The sequence below is a fragment of the Azohydromonas sp. genome (genome assembly GCF_035325925.1).
Taxonomy (GTDB): Bacteria; Pseudomonadota; Gammaproteobacteria; order Burkholderiales; family Burkholderiaceae_C; genus Calidifontimicrobium.
The window spans coordinates 15706-38716 of record NZ_DAOKZA010000035.1; the positions used below are offsets into that span (position 1 = coordinate 15706).

General features: G+C 73.6%; 20 protein-coding genes and 1 riboswitch. Of the genes, 9 read left to right on the forward strand and 11 right to left on the reverse strand.

Features of this window, described 5'->3' with window-relative positions:
- Nucleotides 1-74: 74 nt before the first annotated feature.
- On the forward strand, nt 75-2951 hold the full coding sequence (locus PKC53_RS13180; RefSeq protein WP_324429312.1) for an AAA family ATPase: 2877 nt from the start codon (nt 75-77) through the stop codon (nt 2949-2951).
- A gap of 79 nt (nt 2952-3030) precedes the next feature.
- Here the strand turns inward: PKC53_RS13180 and PKC53_RS13185 are convergent, their stop codons facing one another.
- Together PKC53_RS13185 and PKC53_RS13190 are read right to left on the reverse strand one after the other, a co-directional pair.
- On the reverse strand, nt 3031-3954 hold the full coding sequence (locus PKC53_RS13185) for a M48 family metallopeptidase (protein WP_324429314.1): 924 nt from the start codon (nt 3952-3954) through the stop codon (nt 3031-3033).
- 129 nt (nt 3955-4083) lie between these two features.
- Nucleotides 4084-5727 (reverse strand): MFS transporter, encoded by a 1644-nt coding sequence (locus PKC53_RS13190; protein ID WP_324429316.1) that lies wholly within the window; start codon nt 5725-5727, stop codon nt 4084-4086.
- Between the two features lie 392 nt (nt 5728-6119).
- Between PKC53_RS13190 and PKC53_RS13195 the strand changes: the two genes are divergently transcribed.
- The 3 genes from PKC53_RS13195 to PKC53_RS13205 are packed head-to-tail and all read left to right on the forward strand — an operon-like array spanning nt 6120 to nt 7139.
- Nucleotides 6120-6524, forward strand: a complete 405-nt coding sequence (locus PKC53_RS13195; RefSeq protein ID WP_324429348.1) for a ribonuclease domain-containing protein — start codon at nt 6120-6122, stop codon at nt 6522-6524.
- A gap of 43 nt (nt 6525-6567) precedes the next feature.
- Nucleotides 6568-6963: a barstar family protein gene (locus PKC53_RS13200; protein WP_324429318.1), complete on the forward strand. Its 396-nt coding sequence runs from the start codon at nt 6568-6570 to the stop codon at nt 6961-6963.
- Nucleotides 6964-7004: 41 nt separating this feature from the next.
- The gene (locus PKC53_RS13205) at nt 7005-7139 is read left to right on the forward strand and encodes a hypothetical protein (protein ID WP_324429320.1); all 135 of its coding nucleotides are present in this window, start codon (nt 7005-7007) and stop codon (nt 7137-7139) included.
- Nucleotides 7140-7214: 75 nt separating this feature from the next.
- Here PKC53_RS13205 and rsmA read toward each other — a convergent pair whose 3' ends face one another.
- Genes rsmA through PKC53_RS13220 form a run of 3 tightly spaced genes read right to left on the reverse strand, consistent with a single transcriptional unit; the run spans nt 7215 to nt 11611 of the window.
- Complete coding sequence (gene rsmA / locus PKC53_RS13210; protein ID WP_324429321.1) at nt 7215-7982, reverse strand: 16S rRNA (adenine(1518)-N(6)/adenine(1519)-N(6))-dimethyltransferase RsmA; 768 nt, start codon at nt 7980-7982, stop codon at nt 7215-7217.
- Nucleotides 7983-8007: 25 nt separating this feature from the next.
- Nucleotides 8008-9345: a peptidylprolyl isomerase gene (locus PKC53_RS13215; RefSeq protein ID WP_324429323.1), complete on the reverse strand. Its 1338-nt coding sequence runs from the start codon at nt 9343-9345 to the stop codon at nt 8008-8010.
- The gene (locus PKC53_RS13220) at nt 9338-11611 is read right to left on the reverse strand and encodes an LPS-assembly protein LptD (protein ID WP_324429325.1); all 2274 of its coding nucleotides are present in this window, start codon (nt 11609-11611) and stop codon (nt 9338-9340) included. The genes PKC53_RS13215 and PKC53_RS13220 overlap by 8 nt, the downstream gene beginning before the upstream one ends.
- A gap of 182 nt (nt 11612-11793) precedes the next feature.
- Here PKC53_RS13220 and PKC53_RS13225 point away from each other — a divergent pair, with 182 nt between their 5' ends.
- Both PKC53_RS13225 and PKC53_RS13230 read left to right on the forward strand, forming a co-directional pair.
- Complete coding sequence (locus tag PKC53_RS13225; protein ID WP_324429328.1) at nt 11794-12855, forward strand: phosphotransferase; 1062 nt, start codon at nt 11794-11796, stop codon at nt 12853-12855.
- 257 nt (nt 12856-13112) lie between these two features.
- Nucleotides 13113-13355, forward strand: a complete 243-nt coding sequence (locus PKC53_RS13230) for a hypothetical protein (protein WP_324429330.1) — start codon at nt 13113-13115, stop codon at nt 13353-13355.
- 13 nt (nt 13356-13368) lie between these two features.
- Here PKC53_RS13230 and PKC53_RS13235 read toward each other — a convergent pair whose 3' ends face one another.
- The gene (locus PKC53_RS13235) at nt 13369-14844 is read right to left on the reverse strand and encodes a M20/M25/M40 family metallo-hydrolase (protein WP_324429331.1); all 1476 of its coding nucleotides are present in this window, start codon (nt 14842-14844) and stop codon (nt 13369-13371) included.
- On the reverse strand, nt 14841-15716 hold the full coding sequence (locus PKC53_RS13240) for a lysophospholipase (RefSeq protein WP_324429333.1): 876 nt from the start codon (nt 15714-15716) through the stop codon (nt 14841-14843). The genes PKC53_RS13235 and PKC53_RS13240 overlap by 4 nt, the downstream gene beginning before the upstream one ends.
- Before the next feature lie 52 nt (nt 15717-15768).
- Between PKC53_RS13240 and PKC53_RS13245 the strand changes: the two genes are divergently transcribed.
- The gene (locus PKC53_RS13245; RefSeq protein WP_324429335.1) at nt 15769-16605 is read left to right on the forward strand and encodes an enoyl-CoA hydratase-related protein; all 837 of its coding nucleotides are present in this window, start codon (nt 15769-15771) and stop codon (nt 16603-16605) included.
- 25 nt (nt 16606-16630) lie between these two features.
- Here the strand turns inward: PKC53_RS13245 and PKC53_RS13250 are convergent, their stop codons facing one another.
- The 4 genes from PKC53_RS13250 to PKC53_RS13265 form a co-directional block, all read right to left on the reverse strand.
- Nucleotides 16631-17530, reverse strand: coding sequence for an arsenite methyltransferase (locus tag PKC53_RS13250; protein WP_324429337.1), 900 nt, complete (start codon nt 17528-17530; stop codon nt 16631-16633).
- Between the two features lie 185 nt (nt 17531-17715).
- A complete protein-coding gene (locus tag PKC53_RS13255) occupies nt 17716-18486 on the reverse strand; it encodes an SDR family NAD(P)-dependent oxidoreductase (protein ID WP_324429339.1) in 771 nt (256 codons plus the stop codon).
- Nucleotides 18487-18606: 120 nt separating this feature from the next.
- Nucleotides 18607-19191 carry a methionine biosynthesis protein MetW gene (metW, locus tag PKC53_RS13260; protein ID WP_324429340.1) on the reverse strand — a complete coding sequence of 195 codons (585 nt, stop codon included), beginning with the start codon at nt 19189-19191 and terminating at the stop codon, nt 18607-18609.
- Complete coding sequence (locus tag PKC53_RS13265; protein ID WP_324429342.1) at nt 19188-20321, reverse strand: homoserine O-acetyltransferase; 1134 nt, start codon at nt 20319-20321, stop codon at nt 19188-19190. The genes metW and PKC53_RS13265 overlap by 4 nt, the downstream gene beginning before the upstream one ends.
- Before the next feature lie 48 nt (nt 20322-20369).
- Nucleotides 20370-20445: riboswitch (SAM riboswitch) on the reverse strand.
- Nucleotides 20446-20518: 73 nt separating this feature from the next.
- Between PKC53_RS13265 and PKC53_RS13270 the strand changes: the two genes are divergently transcribed.
- Both PKC53_RS13270 and tldD read left to right on the forward strand, forming a co-directional pair.
- Nucleotides 20519-21385 (forward strand): MipA/OmpV family protein, encoded by an 867-nt coding sequence (locus PKC53_RS13270; protein ID WP_324429344.1) that lies wholly within the window; start codon nt 20519-20521, stop codon nt 21383-21385.
- Between the two features lie 37 nt (nt 21386-21422).
- A complete protein-coding gene (tldD, locus tag PKC53_RS13275) occupies nt 21423-22883 on the forward strand; it encodes a metalloprotease TldD (RefSeq protein ID WP_324429346.1) in 1461 nt (486 codons plus the stop codon).
- Nucleotides 22884-23011 lie beyond the last annotated feature (128 nt).

The window sequence follows — 23011 nt, forward strand, 5'->3', positions numbered from 1 at the left end:
TTGCATCCGGCGCAGCGTCGCGCCGCAGCGCGCGGTCACGCGAGCCGGATTCCCTGCAGCGGCGGGAGATTCGCGTGAGATGCCTGGCGTGCGGCAGCGAGTGTGCCCCGGCAGCCCGGTTCTGCTCCGATTGCGGGGAGCGGCTGCGCGACCCGGTGCTCGCGGCGGGTTCGAGCGAGCGGCGCCAGCTGACCGTGATGTTCTGCGACCTGGTCGACTCGACCAGGTTGTCGCTCGAACTCGACGCCGAAGACTTCACCAACGCCATCAGCGCCTACCGCGACGTGTGTGCCCGCGTGGTCACGCATTGGCGCGGCTACGTCTCGCGCTACGTCGGTGACGGCGTGCTGGCGTACTTCGGCTATCCGCGCGCGTCGGACGACGACGCCTTGCGCGGCGTGTGCGCGGCCTGGGAACTGTTGCGCGGCATCGCCGAACTGCGGCCCGCCCTGACTTCGAGCGTCCGTGGCGGCGCAGGGCTCAGGCTGCGGGCGCGCGTCGGACTGCACACCGGGCTGGCCGTCGTCGGCGACGTCGTCGGCCGCGACAGCGCCGAGAGCGCCGGCGTGCTGGGGGCGGTGCCGAACATCGCTGCCCGCCTCCAGGGCATGGCGCAGCCCGGACAGGTGGTGGTCAGCGATGCCACGGCGACGCTGCTGCCGGCCAGCATCCGGCTGGGGCCGCTGATTCGCGACACGCAACCCGACCGGATCGGGTCGACGCGGGCGTACGCCGTCGTCGACGTCCCGCATGACTCGGCGCGGCGACGCGCGCTGTCGAACGCGACACTGCTCGGCCGGCAGACGGTGATCGAGCGCATCGTCGCGCTGCTCGATGCCGGCGAGGCCGCGCCGGCAGGGGTGCTGATCGTCGGTGAGGCGGGCGTCGGCAAGAGCCGGCTCGTGCAGGAGGTGAGGCGGAGGGCACCCGCCAGCACGTGGCCGTGGGTCGAGCTGGCTTGCTCGCCATACGGGCAGACCTCGCCGCTGCTGCCCTTCCGGGAGTGGCTCACCGGCGAGGCCGCCAGCGATGTCCTCGCACCGGTGGACGCCGGTGGGGATCGCGGCGATGCCGGCGCGGTCGCCGACGCGCCGGGCGACGAGGCGATCACGCCGTTTCGCCGTCGCCAGCGGACCTTCGAGAACCTGCGCGCCGGCCTCGGGCGGCTCGGTCCGCGCGTCGGCATCCTGGTCGAGGACCTGCATTGGGCCGACTCGACGACGGTGGAGTTCGTCGCCGAACTCGTGTCGCCGGCGCAGGCGGGCCAGTTCGTCGTGCTGCTGACTTCGCGCCGGCCGCCCGACGGCGTGCTCGCCACGACGGCAGGGCTGCGAACCGAGACGCTCGACCGTCTGGCGGCGGGCGACGCGGCGTCTCTGGTCCGCGCCCTGACCACGGCCAAGCCGCTGAGTTCGTACGAGGTCGCCGAGATCGTCGCGCACGCCGAAGGGGTGCCGCTGTACATCGAGGAGTTCGTGCGCGCGCTGTCGTCGACCGATCACGGTCCCGACCGGATTCCGCTGACCTTGCGCGACTCGCTGATGGCGGTGCTCGACACGCTCGGCGACGGTCGAAGCGTGGCACTGTGCGCCTCGATCTTCGGTCGCCGCTTCCATTACCGGCAGTTGCGTCAGCTCGTCGGGGTTCCGGACAGCGAGCTGGAGCCGACGGTCGCGGCGCTCGTCGAAGCCCGCATCCTGGTTCGGTCGGGTTCACTGCCCGAAGCGTGGCTGGAGTTCCGCCACGCGCTGTTGCGTGACACGGCGTATCACACACTGCTCAAGTCGGAGCGCGAGCGTCTGCACCGCCGTGCCGCACAACTCGCGAACGACTCTGCCGCTCCCGTCGAAGCGCTGATGCCCGAGTTGCTCGCCACCCACTACTCGCTGGGCGGCGAGCACAGCAAGGCGATCGACCATTGGATTCGCGCCCATGGCCTCGCCACGCAGAGGTCGGCAAACGACGAGGCACTTGCCCACGTGCGCCGCGGACTCGACGACTGCCAGGCGCTGCGCCTGCTCGACACGCACGAGGCCGACCGGTTGGAGCTCGAGCTGCTGCGTCGAATCGTCAATCCGCTCATCGCGATTTCCGGCTGGTCGACCCCGGAGCTGGAGCAGGTGTACCGGCGTGCCGTCGCCCTGTGTCGACGGGTCGGAAACGACGACGCCGCGTTCGAGTTGCAGCGGGGGCGCTTCAACGTGCACTTGCTGCGCAGCGAACTGCGACGGGCGGAGCCCATCGCGAGGCACCTCGTCGCGAGCGCGCAAGCCTGCGACGACCCCGACCGTCGCGAGCAGCGCCTGTTGGTCGCGCTCAGAGCCCGGGCACTGCCGCCCTTCTACCGCGCGTCGTTCGACGTCGCGAAGGCCTGGTTGAACCGGGTGCTCGATCTCTACGATGCGCATCGTCACGCCGACCATGCAACGGCTTCGGGCATCGAACCGGCCTCGCTCGCGATGTCGTACCTGGCGTGGATCGATGCCGCCAGCGGCCGGCATGCCACGAGCCGCGACTTCGTCGATGCGGCCGTGCGGCACGCCAAGGCCGCCGGCCACCCCTTCAGCACCGGCTATGCGCTGTGTTTCGCTGCCTCGTGTGCCCAGATCGCCGGAGATCCGCGCAGCGCCGCTGCGCACGCAGACGAGGCGCTGCGCATCGGCAACCAGCACAACTTCCAGTACTGGATCGCCTGGGCGAAGGCGGTGAAGGGATGGGTCACCGGGCTGGATGCACCCGACGAAGGTGTCAACCTCATCGACGACGCGCTGCTGGCTTACGCGGCGACCGGCTCGACACTGGTCGCGCCGTACTTCGAGGCGCTTGCATGCCATGTGCGCCGCCTCGAGCGCCGCGGCGGCGACGCGTCCAGGGAAGCCGCACTGCGATCCCGGGCGCGTGAGACGGGCGTCTGGTTCTGGGAGGCTGCGCTGGCGGCGAGACCCGGCTGAGCGGGTTGCGCGCCGTGCGCGTGCACCGCCGAGTCCAGGCGACGGGCCGCGATGCCGGGTCGCGCGCCGCCGCGCGGCCTCAAGCCCTCGGCGGGGGCCCGTACCGCCGCGGCGGCCTGGCCGCGCGCACGTACAGCGGCTGCACGCGCGGCAGCACCGCCTCGATGTCGCGGATGCGCGTCTCGCCGGCCGGGTGCGTCGACAGGAACTGCGGCGGCGCGCCGCGGCCGCGCGCCGTCATCTTCTGCCACAGCGACACGCCGGCGGCCGGGTCGTAGCCGGCGCGCGCGGCCAGTTCCATGCCGACCAGGTCGGCCTCGCTCTCGTCGTCGCGGCTGAACTTGAGCGTCAGCAGCTGGCCGCCCATGCCCAGCAGCGTGTCGCCGGCGGCGCCGAGGCCGAGCAGCGACGACAGCACGCCGACGCCGATGCGCGTGGCCGCGGTCTTGCCCATGCGCTCGCGCGCGTGTTCGCGCAGCGCGTGCGCCATCTCGTGGCCCATGATCGCCGCGACCTCGTCGTCGTCGAGCTGCAGCTGGTGCAGCAGGCCCCAGTAGAACGCGATCTTGCCGCCGGGCATGCAGAACGCGTTGACCTGCGGGCTGCCGAGCAGGTTGACCTCCCACTGCCACTGGCGCGCACGCGGGTTCCACGGCGCGGTGTAAGGCACGAGCCGTTGCGCGATCGCGCGCAGCCGCACCACCTGCGGGTGGGTCGCCGGCGCCAGCGCGCGCTGCTGCGCCGCCTCGCGCGTGACCTGCAGGTACTGCGCCGCGGCGGCGCGCTCGACCTGCTCGGCCGGCACCAGCTGTGCGAAGCGCGACGTGCGTCCGACGTCGCCCCGGACGCCGTCGCCGTCCTGCGCCAGCGCCGGCCACGCGGCGACTGCGGCCAGCCCCGCGGTGAAGCCCCGGCGCGCGTGCAGCGCGCAGCGGCAGCCGCCTGCGTGGCGCGGCGGCGCCTCGCTCAGCGCGGCATCGGTGCGGAACATGTCGGCGGTCATGCCGCTTCGGACCGGCACCGGGCCGCGACGGTTCCGCGGCGCGGGCGTGCCCCGGGCTGCACGGGCGCGGTCACCCGGCCCGACGCCTGCGGGGGGCGGGCCGGCCGGGGTCCGGAGAGGGGGGGGTGCTCAGTCATCGGCGCAGCCGGCGCTGGCCGGGTCGACCTCGAGCGCGCGCACCGGCGCGCGCAACATCCACAGCAGCAGCAGCGCCGGCAGCGCTGCGACCGTGCTGACGACGAAGAAGGCGGGCCAGCCGATGCTCTCGGCGAGCACGCCGGCCAGCGGGCCGACCCACACCCGGCCGACCGACGCGAACGCGCTGAGCAGCGCGAACTGCGTGGCGGTGAAACGCTGGTTGCACAGGCCCATCAGGAACGCGACGAAGGCCGCGGTGCCCATGCCGCCCGACAGGTTCTCGAACGCGATGACCATCAGCAGCCCGCCGTCGACCTGCGTGGCCTGTGCCAGCGACACGAAACCCCAGTCGAACGCCGGCAGCGCCAGCCCCGGCAGCACGCCGCGACCGTTCACCGCGAGCCACCAGAACCCCAGGTTGCTCGCCATCTGCAGCACGCCGAACAGCATCAGCGCGCGCCACAGCCCGAGCCTGAACATCAGCGCGCCGCCGAGCAGCGCACCGCCGATCGTCAGCCACAGCCCGATGACCTTGTTGACCACGCCGACCTCGGCCGAGCTGTAGGCCATCGCCTTCAGCAGGAACGGCGTCATCAGCGAGCCGGCGAACGCGTCGCCGAGCTTGTACAGCACGATGAACGCGAGGAAGCCCCAGGCCCCGGGCTGGCTGAAGTAGCTGCTCAGCCCGCCGAGCAGCGTGGCGAAGCGCGCGCGCCGCGCCGCCCAGGCGCCCAGCGGCAGCGTCAGCGCGATGCCCATCAGCAGCGCGAGCAGGTCGGTCCAGCGCCGGCGCAGCGGCTCGGCCAGCGCGCTGGCGTCGAGCCAGGGGCCGAGCAGCGCCCCGGCCAGCGGCACGAACAGCTGCTGCGTCACCCCGTAACCCACCGCGGCCGCCGCGACCACCGCGAAGAATCCGGTGATGTCGTTGCGCGCCAGCGTCGGCGGCATCTCGGGTCGCGCGACCCGCGGCAGCAGCGCGGCCGAGAAGACCGCGGCGGCGACCATCAGCGCGGCCATCAGCCGGTAGACCTCGGGCCAGGTCCAGCCGGCGCCGCTGGCGACGTTGGCGGGGTCGGTCCAGATGAACGCGACGCCGCCCGACACGATCATCGCCAGCCGGTAACCGAGCACGTTCAGCGACGATCCCAGCCCGCGCTCGGGCGCCGGCAGCAGGTCGGTGCGGTACGCGTCGATGACCACGTCCTGCGACGCCGAGGCGAACGCCAGCGCCACCGCGAGCAGCGCGAACACCTGCAGCGCGCCGGCCGGCGAGGTGTGCGACAGCGCCCACAGCACGCCCGCCAGCGCCAGCTGCGTGAACACCAGCCAGCCCCGACGCCGGCCCAGCCACGGCAGGTCGAAGCGGTCCATCAGCGGCGCCCACAGGAACTTGAACGTGTACGGCAGGCCGACCAGGCTGAGGAAGCCGATGGTCGCCACGTCGAGCCCTTCGACGGTCATCCAGGCCTGCAGCGCCTGGCCGGTGAGCGCCAGCGGCAGCCCCGACGCGAAGCCGAGCACGGCGACGACCAGCAGCCGGTGCACCGCAGCCAGCCGTGTGCGGCGGCGCGCGCCGCCCGTCTCGCCGAGGGCCACCGGAGTCGTCGTGGGCGCGGCGGGGCGGGGCGGACGCATCGGCTCGATTCTAGGCAGCGGTCCCGGGCGCACTTGCCGGCAGGTCACCCGCGATTCGGCAAAAAGTCAGCAAACGCTCACCGACTTGAACTCACGACCCTGGTCCGAACCACGGTGACCCTGTATCGAGAATCACCGCGGTGCCGCCGACGAGCGCCGGGCGATCCTTCTCGCATTGACGGCGCGCAAGAACGATGTAAGTGAACACTTAGATACTGCCGTCCCAGGCTCCGCGAGGGTCGTCGGGTTGAGGTTTCGGCCCCGTTTCGGTACCATGCAGGGTTTTCACTCAGGGTTTGCCCGTGCTCCCGTTCGGAACGTCGTCGTCGCCGCTGCGCCCGAAGTCGGCGCTCGCTCGCCGCGCGGCCGGGGGCTCGTCGGCAGGCGCGGCGATGGGCCGGGTGTCGGGCGGCGTCGGCCGCACCGCGCTCGCGCTGGTGCTGGGGGCGTCGCTGCTGGCCGCAGGTGCGCAGGCGCGCCAGCGCGCGCCCGCGGCCGAACTGCCCACCGTCTCGCTCGCGGCACTGCCGGCCGAGGCGCAGTACACGCAGCGGCTGATCCTCGCCGGCGGGCCTTTCCCGTACCGCAAGGACGGCACGACGTTCTTCAACCGCGAGCGCCTGCTGCCGGCACAGCCGCGCGGCTTCTACCGCGAGTACACGGTGCGCACGCCGGGCGCGGGCGACCGCGGCGCGCGCCGCATCGTCTGCGGCGGGCGCCAGCCGACCGCGCCGCAGGCCTGCTACTACACCGCCGACCACTACGCGAGCTTCGCGCGCATCGTGGCCGACCATTGAGTCGACACCCATCGTCATCCGTGGATCCAGGAGGATCTTGACCATGCTCTTGCACACCGTGCGACCCAACATCGTGCAGGCGATACGCGCCTACAGGGTGGACGATCTGTCCGAGGCTGCGCAGCACGAAGGCCAGCACTTCCTGTACGCCAACCTCGGCGAGGCCCAGACCAAGCAGGAGGTGCTCGAGCAGATCGCGCAGTCGTTCCTGTTTCCGGGGCACTTCGGGAAGAACCTCGACGCGCTGTACGACTGCATGACCGACCTGGTGCACAAGGCCGGGCCGCAGACCGGGTTCGTCGTGGTGCTCGACCAACTGCCCGACAACGCGCGCTTCGACCGCGAGGCCCGCGAGCAGCTGCTCGACGTGTTCCGCGACGCCGCCGACTTCTGGGCCGAGCGACGAATCCCGTTCAGGTGTTTCTATTCTTTTCGGTAGCCCGCTCCCAGGAAATCGGGTCATGGGAGCGGGCGACGGAAGTGGCCCAGAACAGCGCGATCAAGCCGGCGGCGAAGATCGCCGTGCCGAAGAACGGCGCGAACCCCAACTTCGGCATGAACATGCCGAAGATGTCGAGCGCGTTCGACACCGCGATGTGGCTCAACGCCGCGTAGCACCTCGCACGCGCTGAACGACGACGGCGGCCCCCGGGCCGCCGTCGTCGTTGGCCGGTGCAATCCTGCGGCGCCTCAGCGGCCGCCGAGGCGCGCCGCCAGCGCGACGTACTCGGCCACCGGCACCTCTTCGGCGCGGCGCTGCAGGTCGAAGCCGTCGCCGGCGCCGTGGGCGGCCAGCCAGCGGCCCAGCGTGTGGCGCAGCAGCTTGCGGCGCTGCGAGAACGCCACCGCGACCAGCTCGCCGAGCCGACCCGCGTCGACCGCCGGCGGCTGCGGCAGCGGGCGCATGCGCACCACTGCCGAGTCGACGCGCGGCGGCGGGTCGAACGCCTGCGGCGGCACCTCGAGCACCGGCTCGATCGCGTAGCGCCACTGCAGCATCACCGACAGCCGGCCGTAGTCCTTGCCGCCGGGCGCCGCGGCCATGCGCTCGACGACCTCCTTCTGCAGCATGAAGTGCTGGTCGACGACCTGCCCGACCGCACCGAGCAGGTGGAACAGGATCGGCGTCGAGATGTTGTACGGCAGGTTGCCGACCACGCGCAGCGGCTGCGCCCGCTCGCGCGCCAGCGCCGCAAAGTCGACCTGCAGCACGTCGGCCTCGACCACCGTCAGCCCGGCGCGCGCGCGCAGTCGCGCCGCGAGGTCGCGGTCGAGCTCGATCACCGTCAGCGCGCCGCAGCGCGCGAGCAACGGCGCGGTCATCGCGCCCAGCCCGGGGCCGATCTCGACCAGTGCCTCGCCGGGCCGCGGGTCGATGGCGCCGACGATCGCGTCGATCACGCCGGCGTCGACCAGGAAGTGCTGGCCGAAGCGCTTGCGCGCGACGTGCCGGCTCACCGCGGTGGCGACCCGCCGACGCCGCTCATCGCGCGTCGCGCAGCTCGACGTAGGCCTGCGAGCGCAGTTCGCGCACCCAGTCGCGGTAGGCCTGCTCGTACTTCTGCTCGCGCAGCGCGTTGGCGGCGAGCTGGCGCAGCTGGCGCGGCTCGAGGTCGACGTTGCGCCGCTCCAGCACCTGGATCAGGTGCACGCCGAAGCGCGAGACCAGCGGCTCGGAGACGCCGCCCGGCGGCAGCGCGTTCATCGCCTCCTCGAACTCGGGCACGAAGCTGCCGGGCGACGTCCAGCCCAGGTCGCCGCCCTGCGCCGCCGAGCCGTCCTCGGAGACCTCGCGGGCGACGTCGTCGAAGCGGCGTTCGCCGGCGACGATCGCGCGGCGCAGTTCGGCGAGCTGGCGCTGTGCCGCGGCGTTGCCGCCGCGCGCGCTCGGGCGCAGCAGGATGTGGCGCGCGCGGGTCTGCGTCACGCTGAACGCGCCGGCGTCGCGCCGCTCGACGAGCTTGAGCACGTGGAAGCCCGCGCCGCTGCGCAGCACCTGGGGGGCGACGGCTCCCGGCTGCAACGCGCGCACCGCGTCGACGAACAGCGGCGGCAGCCGCTCGGCGGGGCGCATCCCGATCTCGCCGCCGCGTTCGCGGTTGCCGTCCTCCGACACCTCGCGCGCGACCGCGGCGAAGTCCTCGCCGCCGCGCACCCGCGCCAGTGCCGCTTCGGCGCGCGCGCGGCGCTCGGCCTGGACCGCCTCGCTCGCCTGTTCGGGCACCGGCACCAGGATCTGCGCCACGTTGAGCTCGACCTGCGCCGCGGCGGCGCCGCGCTGCTCGGCGAGGAAGGCGTCGATCTCGCCGTCGGTCACGCTGATGCGCCGCTGCACCTCGCGCTCGCGCACGCGTTCGACGAGCAGCTGGTCGCGCAGGTTGGCGCGGAAGCGGTTGAAATCGAGGCCCTCGCGCTCGACACGCTCGCGCAGCTGCGCCGGCTGGATCTGGTTCTGCAGCGCCACGCTGGCCAGCGCGCGTTCGACCTCGGCGTCGTCGATGCGCACCCCGGTGTCGCGCGCGTGGCTGAGCACGACGCGCTCGTCGATCAGGCTGTCGAGCACCTGCTGGCGCAGCTGCGCCGGCGGCGGCAGCGTCGCGTTGCCGCGTGCCGCGCCGTCGCGCACGCGCGCCAGGCGCTGGTCGACCTCGACCGCGGTGACCAGTTCCTGGTTGACGACGGCGACGATGTAGTCGGCGGTGCGCGGCACGCTGCGCGCCGGCGACTGCGCCGCCGCCGACATCGCCAGCGCCAAGGCGGCGGCGCCGGCGGCCGCGCGCAGGATGCGGCCGGCGGGCTTGCGGACGGTGAGCTCATTCATAGGCAACGGGGTCGGGGGGCGCCAGCGGGCTCGCCTCGCGCAGCATGCGGTATCCGGGGATATTGTCCTTCAGCACGCGAAGCGCGTTCGAGCCCAGCCGCGACAGCCCGACCAGCTCGAGCTGCAGCGTCACGCGCGAGGTCGCCTCGCTGCGCCCGGTCGACAGCCGCTCGGCCACCACGCGCGCGATCCAGCAGCCCTTGTCGTACTCGACGCCGACCAGCGAATCGGTGAGCCGGCTGTCGCGCAGGCTGTAGTTGACGCGGCCCACCGCATACAGCGAGCCGCGGCACTCGTCGCCGCTGGCACGCGCGCCGCGCTCGGGCCCGCCGAACACCGGCCACTGCCAGCCCAGCTCGAGCTGCTCGGCGAGCCCGCGCGCGAAGCTGTAGCGCGCGCTCAGCGTGCGGAACGGCCCCGGCGTGTAGTGCGCGCCGATGACCGATCGCATCGTGCGCCCGACGCTCGGGCTGTAGCGCGCCGACACGTCGAGCGCCAGCCCCGGCGCGACCCACGCCGAGCCGCTGGCCAGCAGGTCCGAGACGCGCTGCGTCAGCGGCTCGCCCTCGGCGCTGATCGACTGGTCGCTCAGCAGGTAGCGCTGCACCAGCGCGAAGCGCATCAGCTCGACGCCGCTGGCGCGCTCGAGAAAACGCGTCGCCACGCCTGCCGTCACCTGGTGCGCGTCGGCGACGCGGTCGATGCCGGAGAACGCGTTGTCGCTGTAGATCGACACCTCGTTGAAGTCCTTCGGCGCCGCGTCGAACAGCGGCAGCGCCGACTGGTCGCGGTACGGCGTGTTCGCGTACACCACGCGCGGCTCCAGCGTCTGGCGCAGGTCGCGGCCGAGCCAGCGCACGTCGCGCTCGAACACCAGGCCGCCGTCGACGCTGAGCGTGGGCACCACGCGCGTGGCGCGCGTGCGCCCGTCGTCCATCGGCCGGTCGGTGCGGTAGCTCGCGGCGTTCAGCGCGATGCGCGGCGCGAGCCACCCGTACGAGGCGCGCAGCGGCAGCGACAGCGACCCGAGCAGGTGCGCGCGCTCGCCGGTGACCAGCGTGTCGCCGCTGCCCGGCGGCCGCGTGAAGCGGTTGTACTCGCCCTCCAGGTCGTACTCGACGCCGGCGCCGACCGGGCCGATGCCGCGCAGCCCCAGCTGCAGCTCGCGCTGGTACGGCGCGACGATGCGCGCCGACGGGTCGCGGTCCTGCAGCACCTGCCAGCGCTGCGTGCCGCCGTAGGCCTCCCAGCGCCGGCCGGCCGCGTCGAACGACCGGCGCAGGTCGAGCTCGCGCGGCAGCAGCCGCGGCGTGAAGCGCTCGCCGTCGCGGCCGAAGTCCTTCCAGTAGTCGTCGTCGGACACGCGCTGCACATCCACGCGGTGGCGCCAGCCGTCGAGCACGCCGGCATGCTGCAGCGCCAGCGCCGAGCGCGCGCGGCCGTAGACGTCGTCGCCCGGCAGCGCGTGGCCGCGCACGATGCCGGCGAAGCGCGGGTCCAGGTAGCGGAACTCGCCGCCGAGCCCGACGCCGCGGCGCGTGTAGACGGTGGGCGTCAGCGTCGCGTCGTACTGCGGCGCGATGTTCCAGTAGTACGGCACGCCGACCTCGAGGCCGCTGCGGCTGTCGATGTTCAGGTTCGGCGGCAGCCAGCCCGACTTGCGTTCGTCGGTGACCGGGAAGCTCAGCACCGGCAGCGCGAGGATCGGCACGCCGAGGAAGCGCAGCACCGCGCCCTCGGCGACGCCCTCGTTGTTCTCGAAGTCGAGTTCGACGCGCCGCGCGCTGAGCAGCCAGTCGGGCGCGCCGTTGCCTTCGCGGTCGCAGCTGGTGTAGTCGGCGCCGGTCAGCCGCGAACGCTGGCGGCCGAAGAAGTCGATGCGCTCGGCGCGCCCGCCGGCCTGGGTGCGCGCGAAGAAATACTCGGGCAGCAGGAAGTGGCCCTCGAAGCTGTCGAGCAGCAGGTCGAGCTCGGCGCCGCTGAAGCGATCGCCGTCGCGCGTGATGCGCACGTCGCCGACGGCGCGCGCACGGCCTTCGGGCTGGGCGTAGGTGATGCGGTCGGCGCGGATCGTCACCGCGCCGCGGCGCAGCTGCACGTCGCCGCTGGCCACCGCGTCGCGGTCGGGGCGCGCCTCGATGCGCTCGGCCTCGACGACCACCGGTTCGCCCTCGCCCTGCGGCTGCGCGGCCGCGGCGCCGGCCAGCGCGCAGGCGACGAGCAGCGCCAGGCGCAGGCGGACGCGCGTGCAGTGCCAGGCAGGCACGGACGCACGGCACACGGGTATCGATCGCACGAGGGAATCGGACGGACGCTGTCGGACGCGCCGCTCGAGCGCGGGTGCCGCGGCTTCGCGCCCGGCACGGTTTGTAGAATTCATTATCCATGAGGGGCCTCGGCCGCCTGCGGTGTCGCGCGACGCGCGCCGCCCCGACCCCGCACCCGTCGATGACGCCTCCCGCCACCGTGACCTGGGCCGACGCGGCCCGCGAGCAACGCTTCGCGCGCTGGATCGAGCCGCTGGCCGGCGCGCACCGCCTGCGCCTGGACAGCCTGCGCCCGGCGTCGGCCGACGCGAGCTTTCGCCGCTACCTGCGCGTCGACGGCGACGGCACGAGCTTCGTCGTGATGGACGCACCGCCGCCGCACGAGGACGTGCGTGCGTTCGTGCACGTCGCCGGGCTGATCGCCGGCGCCGGCCTGCACGCGCCGAAGGTGCTCGCCGCCGACGTCGAGCACGGCTTCCTGCTGCTCGACGACCTCGGCGAGCGCCCCTACCTGCAGGCGCTGCAGGCCGCCGGCGCCGCCGAGGCGCACCGGCTGATGCTCGACGCCATCGGCGCGCTGGTGCGCTTCCAGCGCGACGTCGACGCGTCCACGCTGCCCGCGTACGACGCGGCGCTGCTGCAGCGCGAGCTGGCGCTGTTTCCCGATTGGTGCGTGCAGCGCGAGCATGGCGTGGCCTGGGGCGAGCGCGAGCGCGCGACGTGGGAGCGCCTGTGCGCGCTGCTGGTGGCCAGCGCGCTGGCGCAGCCGCAGGTCGCGGTGCACCGCGACTGGATGCCGCGCAACCTGATGGTCGCCGAACCGAACCCGGGCATCCTCGACTTCCAGGACGCGGTGCGCGGCCCCGTCACCTACGACGCCGCGTCGCTGCTGCGCGACGCTTTCGTTTCGTGGGACGAGGAGCGCGAGATCGACTGGGCCGTGCGCTGGTGGCAGTGCGCGCGCGACGCCGGCGTGTTCGGCGCCCACCCGATCGGCGAGGACTTCGGCGAGTGCTGGCGCGCGCTCGAGTGGATGGGGCTGCAGCGCCACCTGAAGGTGCTGGGCATCTTCTGCCGCCTGAAGCACCGCGATGGCAAGCCCGCCTACGCCGCCGACCTGCCGCGCTTCTTCGGCTACGCGGCGCGCGTGGCGGCGCGCTACCGGCCGCTCGAGCCGCTGCTCGGGCTGATCGAGCCGCTGGCCGGCGAGACGCTCGTGACCACCGGCTTCACGCTGCGCTGAGCGCCAGCGGCCCGCGTCGGCGCGTGCCGCGACACCCGGAAGGCACGGCTTCGGGAAAGCACCGTGAGCAAGTGCTCGCCTTCGCGCTGAAGTCTGTCGCAAGGACGTGTCGGGTGCCGCGGCAGCAGGCTCGCACGAGGCCCGGCCCACGCGCTGTCGCGTGGAAGTCACGATCCCGACACGTTGTCGAGGGTATTGCACGCCATCGCCGCGATCGCGGCGGCACACTGCGATTGCTGCAGTTGCACAATCCAACGATGTCCGCCGCACGCCCCCTGCCCTCGGCGCCCGACGCCGCGCCCGATGCCGACTGTTCGCCCGGGTTGGCCGAATGGATCGGGCTGAAGTGGCTGATGGGCCTGTGGGGACGCCGCGTCGACGTCGGCCGCCTGCAGTGCGACAGCGCCTACGCGCACGCCTGCCTCGACGAGGCCTGCAGCTGCAACGACCCGGCGCTGCGCGACTACGCGCAGCGCCTGCGCCAGCGCCTGGCGGCCTGAGGCGCCGTGCCCGTCAGGGGCACGCGGCGACCGCCTGCGCCACCGCGGCGGTCAGCCGCTTCGCGTAGCCCAGGTGCAGGAACTCGTTCGGGCCGTGCGCGTTGCTCTTCGGCCCGAGCACCCCGCACACCATCATCTGCGCGCGCGGGAATCCGGCCTGCAGCATGTTCATCAGCGGGATCGTGCCGCCCTGCCCGATGAAGCCCAGCGGCGCGCCCCAGTGCGCACGCGACGCGGCGTCCAGCGCGCGCTCGAGCCAAGGCGCCAGGTCGGGCGCGTTCCAGCCGGTGGCGCCGTACGCGCCGGCGCGGCCGTCGGGCTCGAAGGTGACCTTCGCGCGGTACGGCGCGTTGTCCTCGAGCAGCGCCTTCAGCCGCAGCGCCGCGTCGTGGCCGTCGACCAGCGGCGGCAGGCGCAGGCTGAGCTTGAACGCGGTGTAAGGGCGCAGCACGTTGCCGGCGTCGCCGAGCGCCGGGAAACCCTCGGCGCCGGTCACGCTCAGCGTCGGGCGCCAGGTGCGCGCGAGCAGCGCGTCGGCCGGATCGGTGGTGGTCGGCAGCACCGCGCCGCCGTCGGCGCCGCAGGCCCAGGGGAAACGCTGCCACACCTGCTCGCCGAGGATGGCCGCGGCGGCCTTCGCCTGCTCGACGCGCGCGCCGGGGATCTCGCAGTGGAAGCTCTCGGGCAGCAGGCGGCCGGTGGCGCTGTCCTCGAGCCGGTCGAGCAGGTGGCGCAGGATGCGGAAGCTCGACGGCACCAGCCCGCTGGCGTCGCCCGAGTGGATGCCCTCGGTCAGCACCTCGACCTTCAGCACGCCGCTGACCATGCCGCGCAGCGAGGTGGTCAGCCACAGCTGGTCGTAGTTGCCGGCGCCCGAGTCGAGACACACCACCAGGCCGACCTGGCCCAGGCGCCCGCGCAGCGCGTCGAGGTACGCCGGCAGGTCGGGCGACCCGCTCTCCTCGCTGGTCTCGATCAGGCCGACGCAGCGCGGCCGCGCGATGCCCTGCGCGTCGAGCGCCTCGATCGCGCTGATCGCCGCGTACACCGCGTAGCCGTCGTCGGCGCCGCCGCGCCCGTACAGCAGGCCGTCGTCGATCTTCGGCGTCCACGGGCCCAGGTCGCGGCGCCAGCCGCTGAACTCGGGCTGCTTGTCGAGGTGGCCGTAAAGCAGCACGGTGTCGGTGCTGCCGGCGCGCGTGGCCGGCACGTCGAAGAAGATCACCGGCGTGCGCCCGGGCAGGCGCACCACCTCGAGCCGCAGCCCGGCCACCTTGCGGCCCTCGACCCATGCGGCGGCGTCGCGCACGACGCGGTCGATGTGGCCGTGCTCGACCCAGTCGGCGTCGAACATCGGGCTCTTCGCCGGCACCGCGATGTAGTCCTTCAGCGCCGGCACGATGCGTTCGTCCCAGGCGCGGTCGGCGTACGCGGCCAGCGCCGCGGCTTCGTCGGGGGCCACGGGTTGCAGCGGGTCGCGGGCGTTCATCGGGTGTCTCCTTCGGCGTGTGGCTCGCGCGGTGACGGCAGTGTAGACAGCCAGCCCGTCAGGCGCTGCAGCACCTGTTCGCGCCCGACGTCGTTGAAGGGTTCGTGGAACATCGCCGGGTCGCACCAGGCGCTGACGACGCCGACCGGCGCGGCGGCGGCGAACGCCGCGCTGCCCGACGGCGCGACGATGCGGTCGGCGCCGCCCCACAGCAGCAGCGTCGGCACGCGCCAGCGCGCCGCGTGGGCACGCACGAATGCGCCGGCGTCGACGATGAACTGCGCCAGCCGCGCCGAGATGCGGTCGTGCACCCGCGGGTCGGCCAGGTAGGCGCGCACCACCGCCGGGTCGCGCGACAGCGCGGTCGCGTCCAGACCGCTGCGCACCGCCACGTCGGGGGCGAGTCGCCGCATCAAGGCCAGCTGCAGCCGCTGCCAGCGTGTCATCGTCGTCTCGAGCGCCGGCGCGACGAGCACCAGCGCGTCGGCCGGGCGCGACCACGCCGCCGGCGCCGGCTGCAGTGCCTCGGCGACCAGGCGCGCCGCCACCGCGCCACCCATGCTGTCGCCCAGCAGCACCAGCGGCCCGCGCGGCGACCCGGCGCGCACCGCGTCGATCACCGCGGCCAGGTCGGCGAGCAGGCTGTCGGCGGCGGCGATCACGCCGCGTGCGCCGTCGCTGTCGCCGTGGCCGCGGTGGTCGTGGCCCAGCGCCGACCAGCCGGCGGCGTTCAGCGCCGCGGCGACGTGCGCGTAGCGCCCGGCGTGCTCGCCCAGGCCGTGCACGATCAGCACCGTGCCGCGCGCGTCGTCAAGGGGCCAGCGGTGCAATGCGAGCCGCAACCCGTCGGCGGTGCGCACGTGGTCGTCCATCGGCCGCGATTGGACCACGCGGCGTTATGCTGCCGCGCCGCAGGAGACCCGCATGGCCAACGACTTCTTCAGCCTCGCGCTCGACGACGCCAGCGGCGTCGCGACGCTCGAACTCAACCGCCCCGACCGCCTGAACACCGTCGCGCCGGCGTTCTTCGGCGCGCTGCGCGACGAGGTGCAGCGCCTGTCCGACGCGGGCCGCACGCGCGCGCTGGTGATCCGCTCGACCGGCAGGCACTTCTGCGCCGGCATGGCGCTCGACGTGTTCGCCAGCGGGCTGGCGCTGCTCGACACCGGCGACGCGCGCAAGCGCCTGGCGTTCCAGGACTCGCTGCGCCGGCTGATGGCCTGCTTCGACGTGCTCGACGAGGCGCGTTTCCCGGTGGTCTGCGCGGTGCAGGGCGGCTGCGTCGGCGCCGGGCTCGACCTGGCCGCCGCGTGCGACATCCGCGTGGCCAGCGCCGACGCGTTCTTCACCGTGCAGGAGATCCACATCGGCATGGCCGCCGACGTCGGCTCGCTGCAGCGGCTGCCGAAGATCGTGCCCGAGGGCGTCGCGCGCCAGATGGCCTACACCGGCGAGCGCGTGGGCGCCGAGCGCGCGCTGGCGGTGGGGCTGGTCAACGCGGTGCTGCCCGACGCCGCGGCGCTGCACGCGCACGCGCAGCAGCTCGCGGCCGAGATCGCCGCGAAGAGCCCGCTGGCGATCGCCGGCAGCAAGCGCGCGCTGAACTACGCACGCGACCACGGCACCCACGACGCGCTCGCGCAGATGGCGCTGCTGCAAAGCGCGATCTTCGACATCGGCGAGATGTCGGCGGCGATCGCCGCCTGGAAGGACAAACGCGCCGGCGACTTCGACCCGCTGGCGCCGGTCGCCGGGGTGTGATGCCGGCCGGCGCCTCGCCGGCGGCTCAGCCGCAGCCGTTGCGCGGGCCGCAGCACGAGCCCGACGCGGCCGCGGGCGCCGGCTCGGCGGCGGCTGCGGCGGCCAGCGGCTTGACGGCGCGCACGAAGCCGGCGGCCAGCTTGCCCGCGAACGCCCGCGCCGCGTCGCGCGTGGCGTCGTCCCGGCCCTCGAGCCAGCCGGCGACGTCGGCGGCTTCGTAGACGCGCGTGACCTCGACGGCCGCCTGCTCGAAACCCGCCGCGGCGAGCTTGTCGAGGTACTCGCGGTCGGACAGCGCACCGGCCACGCAGCCGGCCCACAGGTCGGCGCGGCGGCGCAGCGCCGGCGGCAGCTCGCCGAGCACGACGACGTCGCTCACCGCCAGCCGCCCGCCCGGCCGCAGCACGCGGAAGGCTTCGCGCAGCACGCGGTCCTTGTCGGCGGCCAGGTTGATCACGCAGTTCGAGATGATCACGTCGACGCTGTTCGCCGGCAGCGGGATGTCCTCGATCTCGCCGCGCAGGAAGTGCACGTTGCGCAGCCCGCTGCGGCGCTTGTTCTCGAGCGCCAGCGCGAGCATCGGCTCGGTCATGTCGAGCCCGTAGGCGGTGCCTTCGGGGCCGACGCGGCGCGCCGACAGCAGCACGTCGATGCCGCCGCCCGAGCCGAGGTCGAGCACCGTCTCGCCGGGGCGCAGTTCGGCCAGCGCCGTGGGGTTGCCGCAGCCCAGCGACGCCAGCATCGCCTCGCGCGGCACGGTGGCGGCGTCGCGCTCGTCGTACAGGTCGGCGGTGATCGGGCTGCAGTTCGCCAGCGCGTCGGGCGCGCTGCCGCAGCAGCCGCCGCCGGTGCCCTGCGACACGCGCGATGCCGCGGCACCGTAGGTCTGCTTGACGATCGCCTTGAGGTCGTCCACGGGGGTCATGGTGCGGTCTCCGGGAATGGGGTCGAAGGTCGCGGCGGCCGGGTCCCGCGCAGCGGGCACGCGTCGCGAGTCTTTGATCGCGCTTGAATACGACATTTCCAGTATTACCGAAGTATTGACCGGATGCAAGGGCCATCCCGGCACCCTCGACCGCGGCGACCCGGCCGAAGTCGCCGCCGCCGGGCTCAGCCGGCAGGCCGGCGGTGGATCAGCAACGGCCCCCAGCCCTGGCAGCGCGGCATCATCTCGATGACGTTGACGTTCACGCGCGGCGGCAGGTGCGCGACCCACGACACCGCCTCGGCGACGTCCTCGGGCAGCAGCGGGTCGGTGCCGGTGTACACCGACGCGGCGCGTGCGTCGTCGCCCTTGAAGCGCACGCTCGAGAACTCGCTGCCGCCGACCAGCCCGGGCTCGATCGAGGTCACGCGCACCGGCGTGCCGAGCAGGTCGGCCTTCAGGTTCAGCGTGAAGTGGTGCACGAAGGCCTTGGTCGCGCCGTAGACGTTGGCGCCCGGGTAGGGGTTGCTGCCGGCCGCGGACCCGATGTTGACGACGTGGCCGCGCCCGCGCTCGACCATGCCGGGCAGCAGGGCGCGGGTGCAGCGCATCAGCCCGGCGACGTTGGTCGCCACCATCGTCTCCCAGTCGTCGAGCGAGGCCTGGTGCGCCGGCAGCAGCCCGAGCGCGAGGCCGGCGTTGTTGACCAGCAGGTCGACCGCGTCGAAGCCGGCCGGCAGCGACGACGGCAGCGCCGCCACCGCGGCGCGGTCGGTGACGTCCAGCGGGAACGCCAGCACGCGCTCGCCGAGTTCGCCGGCCAGCGCCTGCAGGCGATCCGCGCGACGCGCCGCGGCGACCACGCGCCAGCCGTCGGCGTGCAGCCGGCGCACGATGGCGGCGCCGAAGCCGGCGCTGGCGCCGGTGACGAGGGCGGTTCCTGGGGCGTTGTTCATCGTTCGCGGACGTGTGGCACGGGGTCGGCACGCAGTGTAGGGCGCGCCCCGGCGATGCCCGGGCGGCGGGCACCACGAACCAGCGCAGCGCTCACCGCCGCAGGCCGCCTGCGCGGTGCCTCACGCGCGTTCGAACTTGAACACCGCGGTGCTGGCGAGCAGGTTCGGCCAGCGGTCGACGCGCTGGCCCTCGTGCAGCCCGAACGACTCCAGCACGCGCAGCCCGCACTGGCCGGCGAGCACCTCGAAGTCGGCGAAGGTGCCCACGCGGATGTTCGGCGTGTCGTACCACTGGTACGGCAGCACCTTGGTCACCGGCATGCGCCCGCGCAGCACGCTGAGGCGGTTCGGCCAGTGCGCGAAGTTCGGGAAGCTGGCGATCGACATGCGGCCCACGCGCGCGGTCTCGCGCAGCAGCCGCTCGGTGTGGTGCAGGTGCTGCAGCGTGTCGAGCTGCAGCACGACGTCGAAGCTGTCGTCCTCGAACAGCGCCAGCCCCTCCTCCAGGTCGAGCTGCAGCACCTTCACGTTGCGGCGGATGCACGCCACCAGCTTCGCGTCGTCGATCTCGACGCCGAAGCCGCGGCAGTCGCGCGCATCGCGCAGGTGCGCGAGCAGCGCGCCGTCGCCGCAGCCCAGGTCGAGCACGCGCGAGCCGCGCGGCACCAGCCGCGCGATGACGTCGTGGTCGGCGCGCGAGGTCATGCCGCCACCTCGCGCGCGACGTTGTCGAAGTACGCGCGCATCACCGCGTGGTAGCGCGCGTCGTCGAGCAGGAACGCGTCGTGGCCGTGCGGCGCGGCGATCTCGGCGTAGGTCACGTCGTGGCGGTTGTCGACCAGCGCCTTGACGATCTCGCGCGAGCGCGCCGGCGAGAAGCGCCAGTCGGTGGTGAAGCTCACGACGAGGAACTTCGCCTGCGCCGCGGCGAAGGCGCGCGCCAGGTCGCCGCCGTGCTCACGCGCCGGGTCGAAGTAGTCGAGCGCGCGCGTGATCAGCAAGTAGGTGTTGGCGTCGAAGTACTCGCTGAACTTCTCGCCCTGGTGGCGCAGGTAGCTCTCGATCTGGAACTCGATGTCCTGCGTGGTGTAGCCCAGCTCGGCGGCGCGCAGCTCGCGGCCGAACTTCTGCTCCATCGAGTCGTCCGACAGGTAGGTGATGTGGCCGATCATGCGCGCCACGCGCAGCCCGCGCTTGGGCACCACGCCGTGGTCGTAGAAGTGGCCGCCGTGGAAGTCGGGGTCGGTGACGATGGCGCGGCGCGCCACCTCGTTGAACGCGATGTTCTGCGCCGACAGGTTCGGCGCCGTGGCCACCGCCACGCAGTGGCGCACGCGCGTCGGGTGGCGCAGCGTCCACGACAGCGCCTGCATGCCGCCCAGGCTGCCGCCGATCACCGCGGCCAGCTGCGCGATGCCCAGCCGGTCGAGCAGCCGCGCCTGGGCGTCGACCCAGTCCTCGACGGTGACCACCGGGAAGTCGGCCCCGTAGGGGCGCCCGGTGGCCGGGTTGAGGCTCGCCGGCCCGGTCGAGCCGAAGCACGACCCGGGGTTGTTGACGCCGACGACGAAGAAGCGGTCGGTGTCCAGCGGCTTGCCGGGGCCCACCAGGTTGTCCCACCAGCCCTCGCTGCGCGGCTCGCCGGCGTAGGTGCCGGCCACGTGGTGCGACGCGTTCAGCGCGTGGCACACCAGCACCGCGTTGGAGCGCTCGGCGTTGAGCGTGCCGTAGGTCTCGTAGACCAGCGTGTAGTCGGCCAGCCGCGCGCCGCTGCGCAGTGCCAGCGGCTCGGCGAAGTGCATCTGCTGCGGCGAGACCTGACCGACCGACCCCATGCCCGAACGACCCCGAAAAGACGACACCCGGCGCCGCTGCTGCGGCCACCGGGTGCGGGCGGGACCGGTTTAGCGGCATTTGTAAAGCGCCCGCAAGCTGGAGCAAATCGGCGCTGTGGCCGCAGTATAGCCAGCGTGCTCGCCGGCGATGGCCCCTCGCGCCACCCGGCGCGGGCGCTGCGCTAGGCTGCGCCGCCATGACGCAGTCCGCCTCGGGTATCCCGCCGTTGCCCGCCCGCGCCGCCGCCACGCTGGCGGCTTTCGTCGCCTGCGGCGCGACGGCGCAGACCGGCGCGCCGGCGCGCCCTGCGCTGCCGCTGTGGGAGGCCGGCGTGTTCGCCGCCGGCGCGTCGCAGCCGGCGTATCCGGGCGCCAACGAGCGCACACAGCGCACGCTGCCGCTGCCGTACCTGATCTGGCGCGGCCCGGTGCTGCGCGCCGACCAGGGCGCGGTGGCGCTGCGCGCGCTGCGCACGCCGCGCTTCGAGCTCAACGTGGGCTTCGGCGGGTCGCTGGGCTCGTCGTCGGACGACGTCGACGCACGCCGCGGCATGTCCGACCTCGGCACGCTCGTCGAGGCCGGCCCGCGGCTGGTGTGGAACCTGGTCGAGCCGGGACCGGGCGGCCCGGCGCCGTGGCGCTTCGACCTGCCGCTGCGCGCGGTGCTCGACGCCAGCGACGGCCTGCGCCACCGCGGCTGGGCGCTGGCGCCCGAGCTGGTGCACGAGCGCCGGCTGGCCGGCGGCTGGAACGCGGGGCTGCGCTTCGGCCCGCTGATCGGCGACCGCCGTCTGGCCGACACCTTCTACGGCGTCGACGCACGCGACGCCACGCCGGCGCGCGAGGCCTACGACGCACGCGCCGGGCTGGTCGCGTGGCGGCTGGGCCTGTCGCTGTCGCGCCCGCTCGGCGACGACCTGCGGCTGTTCGCGTTCACGCGCCTCGAGTCGGTGGCCGGCGCCGCCAACCGCGCGAGCCCGCTGGTGCGCCGCGACCACGGCGTGGCCGCCGGCATCGGCCTCGCGTGGACGCTGGCGCGCTCGTCGCGCCCAGCCAGCGAATGACGCCGCCAGCCGCCACCCCGCTGCCTAGAATCGACGCATGATCTCGCGCGAACCCACCCTCGAACGCCTCGCGCACGCGCAGGCGCTGCTGCTCGAACCCTACGGCCTGACCGACGCGACGCTCGCGAAGGCGCTGACGCTGATCGGCGAGCACCGCGTCGACGACGCCGACCTGTACTTCCAGCTCACGCGCCACGAGGGCTGGAGCCTGGAGGAGGGCATCGTCAAGAGCGGCAGCTTCAGCATCGAGCAGGGCGTGGGCGTGCGCGCGGTGGCCGGCGAGAAGACCGCGTTCGCGTATTCCGACGACCTCACCGAAGCCGCGCTGATGGACGCCGCGCGCACCGTGCGCAGCATCGCCGCCGCCGGCCAGGGCCGGCGCGTGAAGGTGGGCGCCAGCCGCGCCGCCGCCAGCCGCACGCTGTACGCCGCCACCGACCCCATCGGCACGCTCGACAGCGCCAGCAAGGTGGCGCTGCTCGAGAAGGTGGAGCGGCTCGCGCGCTCGAAGGACCCGCGCATCGTGCAGGTGATGGCCGGCGTGGCCGCCGAGCACGACGTGGTGCTGGTGGCGCGCGCCGACGGCACGCGCGCCGCCGACGTGCGCCCGCTGGTGCGGCTGAGCGTGACGGTGATCGCCGAGCAGGGCGGCCGGCGCGAAGTCGGCACCGGCGGTGGCGGCGGGCGCTTCGGGCTGGGCTTCTTCCAGGACGCGCAGATCGAGGCCTACATCGACCAGGCCGTCAACGCCGCGCTGACCAACCTGGAGAGCCGCCCCGCGCCGGCCGGCGAGATGACGGTGGTGCTGGGCCCGGGCTGGCCCGGCATCCTGCTGCACGAGGCGATCGGCCACGGGCTCGAGGGCGACTTCAACCGCAAGGGCTCGAGCGCGTTCAGCGGCCGCGTCGGCCAGCGCGTGGCGGCCAGGGGCGTGACCGTGCTCGACGACGGTACGCTGCCCGACCGCCGCGGCAGCCTGAACGTCGACGACGAGGGCCACGCCACGCAGCGCACCGTGCTGATCGAAGACGGCATCCTGCGCGGCTACCTGCAGGACGCGCTGAACGCGCGGCTGATGAAGGTCAAGCCCACCGGCAACGGCCGCCGCGAGAGCTACGCACACGTGCCGATGCCGCGCATGACCAACACCTACATGCTCGGCGGCGACAGGACGCCGGGCGAGATCGTCGCCAGCATGCGCAAGGGCCTGTACGCGACGAACTTCGGCGGCGGCCAGGTCGACATCACCAGCGGCAAGTTCGTGTTCTCGGCCAGCGAGGCCTTCTGGGTCGAGAACGGGCGCATCCAGTACCCGGTGAAGGGCGCGACGATCATCGGCAACGGCCCCGACGCGCTGACGCGCGTGAAGATGATCGGCAACGACATGGCGCTCGACACCGGCGTGGGCACCTGCGGCAAGGAAGGCCAGAGCGTGCCGGTGGGCGTGGGGCAGCCGACGCTGCGCATCGACGGGCTCACCGTCGGCGGCACCGCGTGACGTGAGCCCCCGAGAAGCGCCTTCGGCGGCTGCCGGGCGGGTCGATTCGCGATGCGCAGGTCGCGCGTTCCGCACGCTTCGAGCGGCCCGGTGAACGCGCCCGTCGACCTGCCCACCCCCGCCGACGT

Excerpts from the sequence above, each read along its gene's own strand:
- PKC53_RS13265 (WP_324429342.1), bottom strand. The coding sequence starts at position 20,321 with ATGGGGTCGGTCGGTCAGGTCTCGCCGCAGCAGATGCACTTCGCCGAG.
- PKC53_RS13245 (WP_324429335.1), top strand. The coding sequence starts at position 15,769 with ATGGCCAACGACTTCTTCAGCCTCGCGCTCGACGACGCCAGCGGCGTC.
- PKC53_RS13190 (WP_324429316.1), bottom strand. The coding sequence starts at position 5,727 with ATGCGTCCGCCCCGCCCCGCCGCGCCCACGACGACTCCGGTGGCCCTC.
- PKC53_RS13195 (WP_324429348.1), top strand. The coding sequence starts at position 6,120 with ATGGGCCGGGTGTCGGGCGGCGTCGGCCGCACCGCGCTCGCGCTGGTG.
- PKC53_RS13200 (WP_324429318.1), top strand. The coding sequence starts at position 6,568 with ATGCTCTTGCACACCGTGCGACCCAACATCGTGCAGGCGATACGCGCC.
- PKC53_RS13235 (WP_324429331.1), bottom strand. The coding sequence starts at position 14,844 with ATGAACGCCCGCGACCCGCTGCAACCCGTGGCCCCCGACGAAGCCGCG.
- PKC53_RS13225 (WP_324429328.1), top strand. The coding sequence starts at position 11,794 with ATGACGCCTCCCGCCACCGTGACCTGGGCCGACGCGGCCCGCGAGCAA.
- tldD (WP_324429346.1), top strand. The coding sequence starts at position 21,423 with ATGATCTCGCGCGAACCCACCCTCGAACGCCTCGCGCACGCGCAGGCG.
- PKC53_RS13230 (WP_324429330.1), top strand. The coding sequence starts at position 13,113 with ATGTCCGCCGCACGCCCCCTGCCCTCGGCGCCCGACGCCGCGCCCGAT.
- PKC53_RS13185 (WP_324429314.1), bottom strand. The coding sequence starts at position 3,954 with ATGACCGCCGACATGTTCCGCACCGATGCCGCGCTGAGCGAGGCGCCG.
- PKC53_RS13250 (WP_324429337.1), bottom strand. The coding sequence starts at position 17,530 with ATGACCCCCGTGGACGACCTCAAGGCGATCGTCAAGCAGACCTACGGT.
- PKC53_RS13255 (WP_324429339.1), bottom strand. The coding sequence starts at position 18,486 with ATGAACAACGCCCCAGGAACCGCCCTCGTCACCGGCGCCAGCGCCGGC.
- PKC53_RS13215 (WP_324429323.1), bottom strand. The coding sequence starts at position 9,345 with ATGAATGAGCTCACCGTCCGCAAGCCCGCCGGCCGCATCCTGCGCGCG.
- metW (WP_324429340.1), bottom strand. The coding sequence starts at position 19,191 with ATGACCTCGCGCGCCGACCACGACGTCATCGCGCGGCTGGTGCCGCGC.
- PKC53_RS13270 (WP_324429344.1), top strand. The coding sequence starts at position 20,519 with ATGACGCAGTCCGCCTCGGGTATCCCGCCGTTGCCCGCCCGCGCCGCC.
- PKC53_RS13240 (WP_324429333.1), bottom strand. The coding sequence starts at position 15,716 with ATGGACGACCACGTGCGCACCGCCGACGGGTTGCGGCTCGCATTGCAC.